Genomic DNA, 13,173 nt, shown 5'->3' on the forward strand with positions numbered 1-13,173 from the left:
AAGCCATGGCAAAGATTGATCGCATGATGGTCGGCGAGTCGCTCGTCGGCGACGGCAACGAAGTTGCTCACATCGACCTGCTGATCGGGCCGCGCGGCTCCCCGGCCGAGGCCGCGTTCGCCAATGCGCTGACCAACAACAAGGACGGCTTCACCTCGCTGCTGGCCGTCGTGGCGCCCAACCTGCTGACCAAGCCGGCCACGGTGATGTTCAACAAGGTCACCATCAAGGGTGCCAAGCAGGCGGTGCAGATGTTCGGTCCGGCCCAGCGCGGCGTGGCCATGGCGGTGGCCGATTCGGTGGAAGACGGCACCATCCCCGCCGACGAGGCCGACAACCTGTTCGTCTGCGTCGGCGTGTTCATCCACTGGCTGGCCGACGACGACAAGAAGATCCAGGACTACAACTACCAGGCCACCAAGGAAGCCATCGCCCGTGCGGTGAGCGGCTCGCCGACCGCGGCTGAAGTGGTGTCCAAGAAGGGCTCTGCCGCCCACCCGTTCGCGGCGCAGTAAGCCGCTTCAGGCTCCCGAAAGAAGAACGCCCTCCGCGCTGCCGCGGAGGGCGTCGTCATTTCAGGGTGTCATTCCCTGCGACCAGGCACCAGGCCGCTGCCCAGCAGCTGGATCACCGCGGCCTGGCGGGCATCGCTGTTCGGGGCAACGGGCAGGTCGGCGGCGTCGCGCTCGATTTGCACGCCCACGGCCTGCACGTCGTCGAACTTGCGCGGCTTGACCACCCTCACCCGCACCCAGCGGGCGCCGAAGTCCAGCAGCAGCATGTCGGCGATGGCCTCTGCAAAGGCTTCCAGCAACTGCAGCTTGTGGTGGGCCATCAGCTGCTGCAGGCGCTCGCGCACCACGCTGTAGTCGATGGTGTCGCCAATGCGGTCGGTGTCGCAGGCGCGGGCGCGCGGCACGCCGGCATGCACGTCGATGACCAGCGGCTGCGCCACGTGCAGCTCGCTGTCGTGGATGCCGATGACGGTGTGGCCGGTGAAGCCCTCGATGAAGATGATGTCCATGCGGGCAGGCGCGCGCGCGGGTGGCGCATCAGGCAGGGCGGTGAAGCTGGGCTGGGCGATCAAGGCGGTTGTCTCCGTTCGTTTCCACGCGCGTGGGCGGGGCACCATCGGCTGCAAAATGCGAGCCAACGCCAACATTTGCCGCTGTGCAAGCCTGCAACCCGGGGTTTAGCCCGGTATCCACCGATGGCGATCCGACCAGAATCTCGACTCCCCCACCCGGTGGGCTGATGCTGAGGAAGTTCCGATGACACTGGTGCTGCCAGGCCACGATCGCCACGCTGACCGCATTCTCGATGTCGTCCGCAATGGTTTGACCGACCCCAGCAACGACCTGGTGACGCGTTCCTGGGCCCGTTGCCTGAACGAGTACCAGCTGCACCCCGAGCATCCGCGCGAGCCGGCCATCATCTCGCAGGCGGCGATGCAAAGCCGCTTCGAGCGCCAGGCCGACGTCATCGAATGTGCCCGCTACGAGATGACCACGCTGTACCAGCAGCTGGGCGATGCCGATTCGGCCGTGGTGCTGACCGATACCGACGGCGCCATCGTGCACATGGTGTCTTCGCCCGAATTCGCGGCCGAGGCCGCGCCGCTGGGCCTGCGCGTGGGCGCGGTGTGGAGCGAGCGCGAGGCCGGCACCAACGGCATGGGCACCTGCCTGGCCTCGGGCGCCCCGGTGTCCATCCGCCGCGAAGACCACTTCTTCAGCCAGTACACCAGCCTGACGTGCTCGGCGGTGCCGGTGTTCGACCCGTCGGGCGAGATCGCCGCGGTGCTGGACGTCACCAGCCGCAGCTCCCTGATGCAGCAGCACCTGCTGGTGCTGCTGGGCATGACGGCGCGCATGATCGAGAACCGGCTCATCGACCGCCGCTTCAGCAATGCGCATCCGCTGCACTTCCACAGCCGGCCCGAGTTCGTCTACACGCTGCATGAAGGCAAGCTGGCCGTGGACGGCGATGGCCGCATCCTGGCCGCCAACCGCAGCGCGCTGTTTCAACTGGGTCTGCAGTCGGTGGACGAGGTGCGTTCGCGCCGCATCGAAGACCTGTTCCAGACCTCGCTCGAAGACATGCTGCAACGCAGCAGCAGCTCCTCCTTCCACCCGGTGGTGACCTACCGCGCCAATGCGGCGCTGCGCTTCTTCGCGGTCGCGCGGCAGCCGGCTTCCGAGGCGGCGCCGGCCCCGGCACGTGGCGCGCGCAGTCTGGGTAATGCGGTGCAGCCGGCCGCCGCGCAGATCGCGGGCCCGTCGGCCGGCGCGTTGGCCCCCGGGGCCGTGCCCGGCCGCGCCGCGCCGCGCCCCGGCAAGCCTTGCGCACCCGGCATCACCTTCAAGGACCAGCGACTGGCCACCCAGCTGCAGACCGCCCGCCGCGTGATCGCGCGGCAGACGCCCATCCTGCTGCGCGGCGAAACCGGCGCCGGCAAGGAGGTGTTCGCCAAGGCCGTGCACGAAGGCAGCCCGCATGCCCACGGCAACTTCGTGGCCGTCAACTGCGCCAGCCTGCCCGAGACGCTGATCGAGAGCGAGCTGTTCGGCTACCGCGCCGGCGCCTTCACCGGCGCGCAGCGCACCGGCCGCCGCGGCAAGATCCTGCAGGCCGATGGCGGCACGCTGTTCCTCGACGAGATCGCCGACATGCCGCTGGAGCTGCAGGCCCGCCTGCTGAGGGTGCTGGACGAGCGGCAGGTGACGCCGCTGGGCACCGAAGAGACTCACCCGGTGGACTTCCAGCTCATCAGCGCCAGCCATGGCCACCTGCCGGATCTGGTGCGCGAAGGCCGCTTCCGCGAAGACCTGTACTACCGCCTGGCCGGCATCGAGCTCACGCTGCCGCCGCTGCGTGAACGCAGCGACAAGCGCGAGCTGATCCACAACCTGCTGGCCACCGAAAGCGGCGGCGATGGCGTGCTGAGCCCCGAGGCCGAGCGCCTGCTGCTGGAGCACCCGTGGCCGGGCAACATCCGCCAGCTGCGCCATGTGCTGCGCAGCGCCGCGGCGCTGGCCGATGGCAAGCCCATCGGCCGCGAGCACCTGCCTTCGCTGTTTGCCGATGGCGCGCCGTGCGCCGGCAGCAAGCCCGCGGTCATCGCGCCGCCGGTGCCTGCGGCCCCGGCAGCCAATGGCATCTCGTTCGCGGGCGCCAGCCCCGAACCCGCCGCCGAAGCCGCGCCCGAGCCCGCGCTGCCCAAGCTCAACCCGATACAGGCCAACGAGCGGCAGGTGCTGCTGCAGATGCTGGAGCAGCACCGTTGGAACGTCAGCAATGTCGCCAAGGCGCTCGATGTCAGCCGCAACACCCTCTACCGCAAGCTCCACAAGCTCCACATCGAGATCTCGCACCCTGAGCGCTGACACGCCTGACGACGACCTGCCGGCGGTGCCGGCCACACCGCGCTCGCGCTTTGCGTGGTGCATCACCGGCTCCGGCCACTACCTGGACGAATCGCTGGCGCTGGCCAAGCGCCTGCCGCAGGTCGACCTGTTCCTCTCCGCCGCGGGCGAAGAGGTGCTGGAGATCTACAAGCTGCCGCTGGACGAGCTGCGCCAGCACTTCCGCGTGCTGCGCGACAAGACCCGCAGCGCGGCGCCGGTGGGCATGCTGTACGACGACGTCTATCACACGGTGGTGGTGGCGCCGGCCACCAGCAACACCGTGGCCAAGTGCGCCTTCGGCATCAGCGACAGCCTGCCCACCAACATGTTTGCGCAGGCAGGCAAGCTGCGCATCCCCGGCATCGTGTTTGCATGTGACACGGAGCCGGTGGTCGTCACCAAGTCGCCGCACGACTGGGTGACGCTGCGGCCGCGGCGCATCGAGCTCGAGAACGTGGAGCGCCTGCGCCAGATCGACTACTGCCACGTGGTGGCATCGCCGGCCGAACTGGAGGCGGTGCTCGACGCCCGCCTGAAGGAACTGAACCTCGCATGGAACACATCGTCTTCCTGACCGGCCGCCTGGCGCAGCCGAGCCTGGAACGTGTGCTGAGCGCGATCGACAACGCCCCCTTCACCTGGGAGACGCGTGACATCGGCCTGCAGGTGGCCGGCCTGATGACCGCCGACATGGTGCGCCGCCGCCTGCCCGTGCCGGTGGTGGCCGACCGCATCATCGTGCCGGGCCGCTGCCGTGGCGATGTGGAGGCCTTGTCGGCCCACTACGGCATGCCGGTGCAGCGTGGGCCTGAAGAGCTGAAGGACCTGCCGCGCTTTTTCAACCGCGCGGCCAAGGCGGTGGACCTGAGTGAGTACGAGGTGGCCATCTTTGCCGAGATCGTCGATGCACCGCGGCTGACGGTGGCGCAGATCGTCGAACGCGCCCAGGCCTACCAGGCGGACGGCGCCGACGTGATCGACCTTGGCAGCCTGCCCGACACGCCCTTCGGCCACCTGGCCGAAAGCGTGCAGGCGCTCAAGGCGCTGGGCCTGCAGGTGAGCGTGGACGCGGTTGATCCGCAGGACCTGCTGCGCGGCGGCCGCGCTGGCGCCGACTACCTGCTGAGCCTGACGCTGGACACGCTGTGGGTGGCCGACGAAGTGGCCGCCACGCCGGTGCTGATTCCGCGCACGCCCACCGACGAAGACTCGCTGCACCAGGCGGTGCGGCTGATGCAGCAGCGCGGCAAGCCCTTCATCGCCGATGCCATCCTCGACCCCATCCCCTTCGGCCTGGCCGCGTCCATCGTGCGCTACCACCGGCTGCGCGAGACCTTCCCGGACGTGGCCATCATGATGGGCGTGGGCAACGTGACCGAGCTGACCGAGGCCGATACCAGCGGCATCAACGCGGTGTTGTTCGGCCTGTGCGCCGAACTGGACGTGGCGGCGGTGCTCACCACCCAGGTCAGCGGCCATGCCCGGCGCGCGGTGCGCGAGGCCGACTGGGCACGCCGCATCATGCATGCGGCGCGCAGCCGGCAGATGCTGCCCAAGGGCCTGAACGATGCCTTGATGACGGTGCACGACAAGCACCCCTTCCCGGATGCGCCGGCCGAGATCGCCGCCACCGCGGCGCAGGTGCGCGACCCCAACTTCCGGGTGCAGGTGTCGGCCCAGGGCCTGCATGTGTACAACCGAGACGGCCTGCGCACCGGGCAGGGCGCCTTCGAGCTGTGGCCGCAGCTGGGCCTGCAGCACGATGCGCCGCATGCCTTCTACATGGGCGTCGAGCTGGCGCATGCCGAGATCGCCTGGCGGCTGGGCAAGCGCTATGTGCAGGACCAGCCGCTGGCCTGGGGCTGCGCGGTGGAACAGGCGCCGCAGGACACCAGCGGTTGGTGCGCCCCGGGCACCACCATGCCCACCAGCCCGTCCAGCCGCACAGGCCGCGCCCGCGGCGACGTCACCCAGGCGGTGAAAGATGAATGACCTGATCTACGAGGCGGTGGTCACCACCGTGTCGCCCACCGGCACGCCGCATGTGGCGCCGATGGGCGTGCGCTATGTGCAGGGCGACGTGGTGCTGATGCCCTTCAAGCCCTCCACCACGCTGGACAACATCGTGGCCACCGGCCACGCGGTGCTCAACCTGTTGACCGACGTGCGGGTGCTGGCCGGCTGCGTCACCGGCCGCAAGCAGTGGCCGGTGCTGCCGGCCGAGCAGGTGCCCGGCGTGCGGCTGCGCAGCGCGCTGCGCCATGTGGAGCTTCAGCTGGTGGGCCAGCAGCCCGACGCCGAGCGCCCGGTGCTGCGCTTGCGGCCGGTGCACGATGCCACGCACGCGCCCTTCATCGGCATGAACCGTGCGCAGGCCGCGGTGCTGGAAGGCGCGGTGCTGGTGAGCCGGCTGCGCTTTCTGCCGTCCGACAAGATCGACAGCGAGATGCAGTACCTGCAGATCGCCATCGACAAGACCGCCGGCCCCGACGAGCGCGAGGCCTGGGGCTGGCTGCAGCAGGCCATTGCGCAGCACCGGCAGGGGCGGGCGGCATGAGCTTTCACCTGTCTAGACAAGAGGGCCTGCGCCTGCTGGTCAGCGTGCGCACGGTGGAAGAGGCGTGGCAGGCGGCCGAAGGCGGCGCCGACTTCATCGACCTGAAGGAGCCGCGGGCCGGGGCACTGGGTGGCTTGCCCGAAGCCACGCTGCGGGCCATCGTGCAGTCGCTGCGAAGCGGCGGCAGCACGCTGGCGATCAGCGCCACCATCGGCGACCTGCCGCTCACTGACCTGCCCGCCGTGATGACCCGGGTGCATGCGGTGGCCGCCTGCGGCGTCGACATCGTGAAGGTAGGCATCCCGCGCACGGCCGATGGGGCGCCGGCCATGGCCGCGCTCGATGCGCTGGCCGCCTGCGGCCATGCCATCGTGCCGGTGTTCATCGCCGACCAGGGGCTGGACGCAGCCGTGGTGGCCCATGCCGCCGCGCTGGGCCCGCGGCTGGCCGGGGTGATGGTGGACACGCAGGACAAACTGGCCGGCAGCCTGTTCGATGCGATGCCGATGGCCGACCTGCGCCACTTCGTGCACACCCTCCGCGCGGCCGGCCAGCTGGTGGGCCTGGCCGGCGCGCTGCGGCTGCAGCACCTGCCGGCGGTGCTGTCGCTGGCGCCCGACTTCGCAGGCTTCCGCTCCGCGGTGTGCGCGGGCGACCGGCGGGGTGCGCTGGAGGTGGCGCGGGTGAGGGCGCTGCGGCAGGCGCTGCCGAGCCTGGCGACGCCAGGCCAGGCGCAGGTCATAGATTTGCGTTCTTGATGGCCTTGGCGCGCTGCTTGAGGGCGTTCTTGCCGGGTGCCGCAAGGACAGCGAATGCCGTGTGCAGGTGCAGGGCGCCCTGGATCTTGAACAGTTCGATGTGAACCTGATGGAAGCTTGACTTGCCTTCCACCGGGCCATTGGCAGTGCGCACGGTAGGAATGAAGCTGCCGAGATTGACCTCGGCATCGAACACGCGCGAGAAGGTGCCCACGTCGGGCTCTGCGTCCAGCTCCTTCAGTTTGACCTGGCCCCAATCCGAATTCAGGGCATTGCAGACGGCGAGGTATTGGTCGCTTGACTTGTTGAAGCGCTTGACGGGCTCTGTCGTCTCATCGTAGTCATCGAAGACGCCCCGCATCACCGAGTCCTCGAAACTGCTGGTGGTCTTCACGGTCCAGCCTCGCTCGAAAGCGCCGTCGGTCGGCTTGCCGCGGCTGGTGACGTCGACGCGTGCATGGCCGTGTTCCTTAATGGCGTGTCCACCAACGCCCGGGCCTTTGCCCTCGGATGCCTCGATCAGCCGTTTGACTTCCATCACCGTGTACTGCTTGCAGTGACTAGACATGAAGCGCTCCTCGTGGTTTGCGGGCGGGAGGGTGATGATGCTGACCGGTGGGCGCAGCGTCAACGTCCCACGAGCCGGTAGGCCGCTGTCATCACACCGCCACGGCGGCCGCCAACACTGCGCGACCTCAGCATCACGAGGACGCGCATGAGCGACATCAACAAGGCACCGGCAGACCAGGGCACGGTGAGGGAGGAACTTGGCCTGACGACGGACCGGCGCGCCATGCTGCGCGGCGCGGCCGGCCTGTCGGCACTGGCAGCCGGCGGCCTGCTGGGCGCGGTGGACACGGCCGAGGCCGCGGAACCCAGCGTGGTCACCAGCTTCGCCATCGCGGTGCTGCCCGACACGCAGTTTTATTCCCGCTACGCCACCACCGACGAAGGCCAGCAGTTCCAGAGCAACTACGGCTCCACGCCCTTCGACGCGCAGACCGACTGGATCGCCCGCCACGCACAGGCCTTCAACATCCCCTTCGTCATCCACCTGGGCGACGTGGTGGACCAGCAGAACAAGCCCAACCAGTGGCGCGTGGCCGATGCCGCGATGCAGAAGCTGGAGACGGCCGGTGTGCCGTACTCGATCCTGGCCGGCAACCACGACGTCATCAACGACTACGACTACCACCGCCCCTCGGACCAGGGGTTCGGCACCGACGCGCAGCGCAACCTGGCTTCCGAGCCCTACCTGCAATGGTTCCCCAAGCAGCGCGCGGCGCGCCAGTCCACCTTCCTGGAGCGTGATCCTTCGGGCTTCCATGAGGCCCATGTGTTCCAGGCCCATGGCGTGCAGTTCATGGTGCTGTCGCTGTCCTGGCGCATCTCCGATGCAGGCATTGCCTGGGCACGCGGCGTGATCCAACGAAATCCCACGCTGCCGGTGATCCTCAGCAACCACCAGCTGCTCAACATCGCGGCCGATGGCAACAGCCCGCAGGAGACCGATTACGGCCTGATGCTGTGGGACAAGCTGATCCGCGACAACGACCAGATCTTCATGACGCTGAACGGCCACCACCACGGGGCCGCCTACCTGCGCAAGTACAACAACTTCGGCAACGAGGTCCACCAGATGGTGGTGGACTATCAGATGGACTACCAGGGCGGCAACGCCATGATGCGGCTGTACGAGGTGGACTTCACCCGCAACCGCATCGACGTGATGTCGTTCTCGCCCTGGGTGGTGCAAAAGCCCAAGGCCAAGCTCAACCAGTTCGACTTCGCCGAGCTGACCCAGCCCAACCAGCGCTTCACCATCCCGGTGAACTTCAAGAAGCGTTTCGCTGGCTTCCTGCGCTGGAAGCCAACCGCTTCGACCACCGGCGCCCCCATCCTGCCGCGCGTGCGCACCGAGCTGCTGGCGGGTTATGTGGAGCCCACCCGGCCGGTGGTGCGCCCGCCCGCGCATGTGGACGACTACCCGCTGGCGCCCGACACCTATGCGCACTGGCGCGCGCCGGTGGGCATCACCGAAGGCAAGGTGGTGCAGCCGGGCGACACCCTGCCCGACGTGGCCGGTGGCTTCGACATGACGCGCACCGCACTGCTGCCACAGGCCCAGGCCGGCGACGTGGTGTGGTCCACCGACCGCCACTACCTGTCGTCGGCCGCGGGCAGCGTGCTGTTCCGCAATACCGACAAGACGGTGGGCCGCATCAGCGCCTTCCTCACCGCGGCGGGTGCCGGCGTCAATGGCCGCAGCTTCTGGGACGGCTACACCATCGAGGCCTTCGTCAAGATTCCCGCCGACTGGGACGCCAGCAAGCATCGCTGGGCCAACCTGCTGGGCCGCTGCGGCAATCGCGGCAGGGTGCCGGGTGGCTACCGCGGCGGCGACCCTGAAGCCTCCAGCGTGCTGTTCGCCATCTCCAACCTGCGCGAAGTGCAGTGGGAGGTGGTGCCCGCCAGCAACTCGCAGTACGCGCAGACCAACTGGTCGGGCGAGCTGATCCGCAACACCTGGTACCACGTGGCGGTGGTCAACGACCCCGCCACTGCCACCACCACCTTGTACGTGGAAGGTGCGCCGGTGCTGCGCAACGTGGCCCGTGCCGCCACCGGCACCCGCTCGCAGAACCCGCCGCAGCCCTGGATCCTGGGCGCCGGCTGGTGGGACGGCGTGCTGGACGACGGCTTCTACGGCTGGATCGGCGAGCTGCGCCTGGTGGGCCGCCCGCTGCCCCCGCAGCAGTGGCTGACCGCCCGCCGCGGCTGAGCGCCCGTCCCCGCCTTGTTTCTTGGAGAGATCCGCATGTTCATGCAACGCTTCATCGCCGCGGCTGCCGCCGCGGTGCTTCTGCCGCTGGCCGCCCAGGCCGCCCAGTTCCAGGCCACGCCCGGCATCTTCGACGGTGCTTCGACGGGCAGCCAGTACGTCGGCCCCGGTGGCAACACGCCGCTGGCCAACCAGGCCCTGGGCCAGGTGATGGACGCCGGTGACGGCGCCTTCGATGCCTTCGGCTTCTACAACGGCGGCGTGGGCAGCCTCGCGCAGCAACGGCAGGTCGAGCTGCTGTCGGGCAACGTCTACCGCTTCTTCGACAGCTTCACCAATACCGGCAACACCAGCGTCAGCACCACGCTCAACTTCTTCGGCAACCTCGGCTCCGACGGGGACGAGCTGGTGCACCACGCCGCCGGCGGCCTGCTCGTCAGCTGCGAGAACGACGGCACGGATGCCTGCGGCAGCGACCCGGTGCTGGCCCTGGTCTCGGGCAACAACGGCCTGGGCCAGGCCACCCTGACGCCCGACCGCTACAACGTGAGCTTCGAGGTCACACTGGCCCCGGGCCAGACGCTGAGCCTGCTGAACTACGCCTTCCTGGCGCGCGACGTCAACGGCCCCACCGCGGCCGACGTGAGCTTCGCGATCGCCACCGGCCAGGGCCTGCTGACGCAGCCGCTGCTGCAAGGCCTGAGCCGCCAGCAGATCGACAGCATCGCCAACTACACGCTGGCGCCGGTGCCCGAGCCGGCAACCTGGGCCATGGTGCTGGTGGGGCTGGGCGTGGTGGGCGCGGTCTCGCGCCGCGGTCGCCGCCGCAGCTGAAGCCGCAGGCCCCCCGCGGGCCGCAGCGTCACCGCCATGCGCGGCACGGGGTCGGGCTCTTGCGTGGGCCGCAGCTCGAAGCGCTGCAGCAGCAGGGCCGCGATCACCGTCATCTCCAGCTGCGCGAAGTGCTGGCCCAGGCACACCCGCGGGCCCAGACCGAAGGGGATGTAGGCCCCGCGCGGGATGGCGGCCACGGGCTGGCCGGGCGTGGCGGGCATGAAGCGCCCGGGCCGGAAGGCTTCGGGCTCATCGGGCCACCAGCGTGGGTCGCGGTGCATCAGCCACGGTGTCACGCGCACCATGGTGCGGGCCGGTATCTCCACGTCGCCCAGGGTCACGGGCCGCAGCAGCCGGCGCGTCATCAATGCCGCCACCGGCGGGTACAGGCGCATCGCTTCCTTCAGCGTGGCGGTGAGCCAGGGCAGGGCCTGCACCGCATCCGCGCCCGGGGCCCGGCCGCCCAACGTGTCGGCCACTTCGGCCGCCGCGCGGGCCTGGGCCTCGGGGTGGCGGGCCATCAGCCAGCTCCACCACAGCAAGGCGGTGGCGGTGGTTTCATGGCCGGCCTGGAAGCTCAGCACGCACTGGTCGAACACCTCCTGGTCGGTCAGCGCGCTGCCGCTGTCTTCGTCGCGCAGCGTCATCAGCATGTGCAGCAGGTCGGTGCTGCCAGGCGTCGGGTGCTGCCGGCGCGCGTCGATGTGGGCCTGGATCAAGCCGTGGATCAGCGCGCGTGCGCGGCGCTTGCGCCGCTTGCCGGGCAGCGGCAGCCAGTCGGGTGGCGTGGCGGGCCAGAACATCTCGCGCAGCGCCGTCTCGCTGAGCACCTGCACCGCATCGGCCGCGGCCTGGGTGTCGTCGCCGATCGGGGCGCTGAACAAGGTGCGTGAGATGACGTCCATCGCCAGGTGGCTGAACAGGCCGTCCATTTCCACCTCACCGTCGGCCAGCGGCGCCAGGCCGCGCGCCGTGGCCTCGACCATGTGGCCGACGTAGCCGGCCACCCGCCGCGGCGTGAAGGCCTGCATCAGCATGCGCCGCTGGCGCTGCCAGGTGGCGCCTTCGGTGACCAGCACGCACTGGCCCAGGCCATCGGCGAACACCTCGGGCCCGCGCTCCCAGCGGATCAGCGCGTCGGCATGGTCCACCATCAGTGTGCGCAGCAGCTCGGGGTCGTAGATGTCCAGTACCTGCTCACGCAGGATGCGCTGGCGCACCAGGTCGCCATACCGCTGGTGCTGCGCCAGCGTGCCCAGGTAGTCGCGCCACAGGTCGCGCAGGGCGCCCAGGCCCCACCAGGGACTGGGCGGGCCGGGCAGGGCTTGGAAGGGGAGGGTCATGGGATGAGTGTGACGCGGGGTGGCATGGATCGCCAGCCCCGGCAAAAGACCTCAGTGACCCCGTTCTGCGATCTGGGTCAGGTGCTCCGTTGAAGCAGCGATGCGTCCATGGCCTTGATCAGCGCCAGCAGCCTGTCGATCGCTTCTTCCCTCGTGGTGCAGCGCCAATGGCCGACCCGAATGTGGGCAGCTCGGGGGCGTTGGGACTTCATGCCGTTGCGCTTGCGCAGCGCAAGCGCTTGTTGAGAGATGCCTGCAACGAGCTCCTCCTTGCAACGTTCAGGGAAAACGTCGCCCGTCACGATGTACACCTTGCGATCCACATCGCCGCTTTCGTAGAAGGCTGCCCAGATCGGCCAGCAGAGGTCGTCAGGGTCTGGTTGGGACCAAGCTTCCTGCCACTCCGGCAGCGCGAAGTAGCTGATCCGGGATGATGACTCCAGGTCCGCCAGCACATGAGGGAACGCCTGCTTCACCGGCACCAAAAGGTGGGCGCGTGCACCCACCTCAAGCACGTAATCCCACAGTTTGCGGTGCCGGGTGTACTCCAGCGTCACAAGACCTTGGTTGCGCTGGAGCAGCGCGTCGACCGCCTGGATGGAAGAGCGCTTGCGCAGGTCCTTCATCTGTGCCAGCACATCGGCATGCCGAAGGGCCACCTGCAGGATTCGGTCGGTCGCATGCGCCGGTGTGAGCCGTGCGTAGGGCACCAGGCCCTCGTCCTCCAGATGGTCGGAGAACTGTTGAAGCGTCGCAGCGCTTTCCTGCGACAACAGACCCAGGCCCAATTGGGTCTTGATCATGTCGATGACCCATGCGTAGTCCAGCTTGAGCCAACGTTGGTCGTCTGCTTCAGATTCGGTGTCGTAGTCCAACATCACCGAAATCAGTTGCCAACCTTCATCGCGCGGAAGCTTCTTCTCCAGCGCATCTGCATAGCGCGTCAATTGCTGCAATCCCAGTTTTGCGCCGTACTTGTTCTCGACAGCCAGCACCAGCCGGTTCTTGGGGTCGACGAGCACGAGGTCGACTCGGCCGGCATCCTCCGGCGCAGCGTACTCACGGATGACCACGGCCTCCGAAAACGTCAGGCCATGCACCAATGCCGGTCGGAAGCGCCCAAGCAGCCGGTCTGCCTCTTGGTCGTCGGCGCACGCATCCCATGCTCGGAAGAGCAACTCCTTGATCGGCAGGTCACCCAGGCCGTGCCCCTCGTGGGGTGACAAGAGCCAAGCAAACAGATTCGAGATGTTGATCTCTTTGGGGAACGCAATGGTCAGTGCGCGGTTCTCCCGGGCATTGGCAAGTAGCCATCTGACATCGTTGTCTGCGAAGAAGTCGTCCAGCTGTGAATTGGTTTGACCAGACATGCCGCTTCTCTCCGTGGTGTGTCTGCGGACAATATAGGCAGCCCTGTGATAGCGAGGCAGCGTACATACGCTGTTCAGCCATCAGGTGGGCGTGCTAGTCAGGCGCTGGTTGGCTGTTGCCG

General features: G+C 68.5%; 12 protein-coding genes. 8 read left to right on the forward strand and 4 right to left on the reverse strand.

Going from position 1 to position 13,173, the window contains the following annotated elements; translation table 11 throughout:
* Positions 1-5 precede the first annotated feature (5 nt).
* Entirely contained in the window at positions 6-515 is a 510-nt protein-coding gene (gene fae / locus MW290_RS07960) for a formaldehyde-activating enzyme (protein ID WP_250194145.1), read from the forward strand.
* A 68-nt stretch (positions 516-583) separates the two neighbouring features.
* Here the strand turns inward: fae and MW290_RS07965 are convergent, their stop codons facing one another.
* Positions 584-1,024: a dihydroneopterin aldolase gene (locus MW290_RS07965; RefSeq protein ID WP_250196621.1), complete on the reverse strand. Its 441-nt coding sequence runs from the start codon at positions 1,022-1,024 to the stop codon at positions 584-586.
* A gap of 247 nt (positions 1,025-1,271) precedes the next feature.
* Here MW290_RS07965 and MW290_RS07970 point away from each other — a divergent pair, with 247 nt between their 5' ends.
* From MW290_RS07970 to MW290_RS07990, 5 genes are read left to right on the forward strand one after another with little or no spacing between them, the layout of a single operon-like run.
* Positions 1,272-3,386, forward strand: coding sequence for a sigma-54-dependent Fis family transcriptional regulator (locus MW290_RS07970; RefSeq protein ID WP_250194146.1), 2,115 nt, complete (start codon positions 1,272-1,274; stop codon positions 3,384-3,386).
* On the forward strand, positions 3,316-3,981 hold the full coding sequence (locus tag MW290_RS07975) for a flavoprotein (RefSeq protein WP_250194147.1): 666 nt from the start codon (positions 3,316-3,318) through the stop codon (positions 3,979-3,981). The genes MW290_RS07970 and MW290_RS07975 overlap by 71 nt, the downstream gene beginning before the upstream one ends.
* A complete protein-coding gene (locus tag MW290_RS07980; RefSeq protein WP_250194148.1) occupies positions 3,960-5,399 on the forward strand; it encodes a DUF6513 domain-containing protein in 1,440 nt (479 codons plus the stop codon). Before MW290_RS07975 ends, MW290_RS07980 begins: the two co-directional genes overlap by 22 nt.
* Entirely contained in the window at positions 5,392-5,964 is a 573-nt protein-coding gene (locus MW290_RS07985) for a DUF447 domain-containing protein (RefSeq protein WP_250194149.1), read from the forward strand. The genes MW290_RS07980 and MW290_RS07985 overlap by 8 nt, the downstream gene beginning before the upstream one ends.
* Positions 5,961-6,722, forward strand: a complete 762-nt coding sequence (locus MW290_RS07990; RefSeq protein ID WP_250194150.1) for a (5-formylfuran-3-yl)methyl phosphate synthase — start codon at positions 5,961-5,963, stop codon at positions 6,720-6,722. The genes MW290_RS07985 and MW290_RS07990 overlap by 4 nt, the downstream gene beginning before the upstream one ends.
* On the opposite strand, the gene MW290_RS07995 is transcribed toward MW290_RS07990, so the two are convergent.
* A complete protein-coding gene (locus MW290_RS07995) occupies positions 6,703-7,290 on the reverse strand; it encodes a hypothetical protein (RefSeq protein ID WP_250194151.1) in 588 nt (195 codons plus the stop codon). The two genes, MW290_RS07990 and MW290_RS07995, sit on opposite strands and share 20 nt — an antisense overlap.
* Before the next feature lie 147 nt (positions 7,291-7,437).
* On the opposite strand from MW290_RS07995, the gene MW290_RS08000 reads away from it, so the two are divergent.
* Together MW290_RS08000 and MW290_RS08005 are read left to right on the forward strand one after the other, a co-directional pair.
* Entirely contained in the window at positions 7,438-9,504 is a 2,067-nt protein-coding gene (locus tag MW290_RS08000; RefSeq protein ID WP_250194152.1) for a LamG-like jellyroll fold domain-containing protein, read from the forward strand.
* A 36-nt stretch (positions 9,505-9,540) separates the two neighbouring features.
* Complete coding sequence (locus tag MW290_RS08005; RefSeq protein WP_250194153.1) at positions 9,541-10,338, forward strand: PEPxxWA-CTERM sorting domain-containing protein; 798 nt, start codon at positions 9,541-9,543, stop codon at positions 10,336-10,338.
* On the opposite strand, the gene MW290_RS08010 is transcribed toward MW290_RS08005, so the two are convergent.
* Together MW290_RS08010 and MW290_RS08015 are read right to left on the reverse strand one after the other, a co-directional pair.
* Positions 10,236-11,681, reverse strand: coding sequence for a cytochrome P450 (locus tag MW290_RS08010; protein ID WP_250194154.1), 1,446 nt, complete (start codon positions 11,679-11,681; stop codon positions 10,236-10,238). The genes MW290_RS08005 and MW290_RS08010 overlap by 103 nt on opposite strands.
* 77 nt (positions 11,682-11,758) lie before the next feature.
* Complete coding sequence (locus tag MW290_RS08015; protein WP_250194155.1) at positions 11,759-13,051, reverse strand: PD-(D/E)XK nuclease family protein; 1,293 nt, start codon at positions 13,049-13,051, stop codon at positions 11,759-11,761.
* Between the last annotated feature and the right edge of the window lie 122 nt (positions 13,052-13,173).

Source organism: Aquincola tertiaricarbonis (assembly GCF_023573145.1).
GTDB classification, from domain to species: domain Bacteria; phylum Pseudomonadota; class Gammaproteobacteria; order Burkholderiales; family Burkholderiaceae_C; genus Aquincola; species Aquincola tertiaricarbonis_B.

What these genes read in the sequence shown, in the direction of transcription:
- MW290_RS07985 (WP_250194149.1), top strand. Translation starts at nt 5,392, where the DNA reads ATGAATGACCTGATCTACGAGGCGGTGGTCACCACCGTGTCGCCCACC.
- MW290_RS08000 (WP_250194152.1), top strand. Translation starts at nt 7,438, where the DNA reads ATGAGCGACATCAACAAGGCACCGGCAGACCAGGGCACGGTGAGGGAG.
- fae (WP_250194145.1), top strand. Translation starts at nt 6, where the DNA reads ATGGCAAAGATTGATCGCATGATGGTCGGCGAGTCGCTCGTCGGCGAC.
- MW290_RS07970 (WP_250194146.1), top strand. Translation starts at nt 1,272, where the DNA reads ATGACACTGGTGCTGCCAGGCCACGATCGCCACGCTGACCGCATTCTC.
- MW290_RS07990 (WP_250194150.1), top strand. Translation starts at nt 5,961, where the DNA reads ATGAGCTTTCACCTGTCTAGACAAGAGGGCCTGCGCCTGCTGGTCAGC.
- MW290_RS07980 (WP_250194148.1), top strand. Translation starts at nt 3,960, where the DNA reads ATGGAACACATCGTCTTCCTGACCGGCCGCCTGGCGCAGCCGAGCCTG.
- MW290_RS07965 (WP_250196621.1), bottom strand. Translation starts at nt 1,024, where the DNA reads ATGGACATCATCTTCATCGAGGGCTTCACCGGCCACACCGTCATCGGC.
- MW290_RS08005 (WP_250194153.1), top strand. Translation starts at nt 9,541, where the DNA reads ATGTTCATGCAACGCTTCATCGCCGCGGCTGCCGCCGCGGTGCTTCTG.
- MW290_RS08015 (WP_250194155.1), bottom strand. Translation starts at nt 13,051, where the DNA reads ATGTCTGGTCAAACCAATTCACAGCTGGACGACTTCTTCGCAGACAAC.
- MW290_RS07995 (WP_250194151.1), bottom strand. Translation starts at nt 7,290, where the DNA reads ATGTCTAGTCACTGCAAGCAGTACACGGTGATGGAAGTCAAACGGCTG.
- MW290_RS07975 (WP_250194147.1), top strand. Translation starts at nt 3,316, where the DNA reads ATGTCAGCCGCAACACCCTCTACCGCAAGCTCCACAAGCTCCACATCG.
- MW290_RS08010 (WP_250194154.1), bottom strand. Translation starts at nt 11,681, where the DNA reads ATGACCCTCCCCTTCCAAGCCCTGCCCGGCCCGCCCAGTCCCTGGTGG.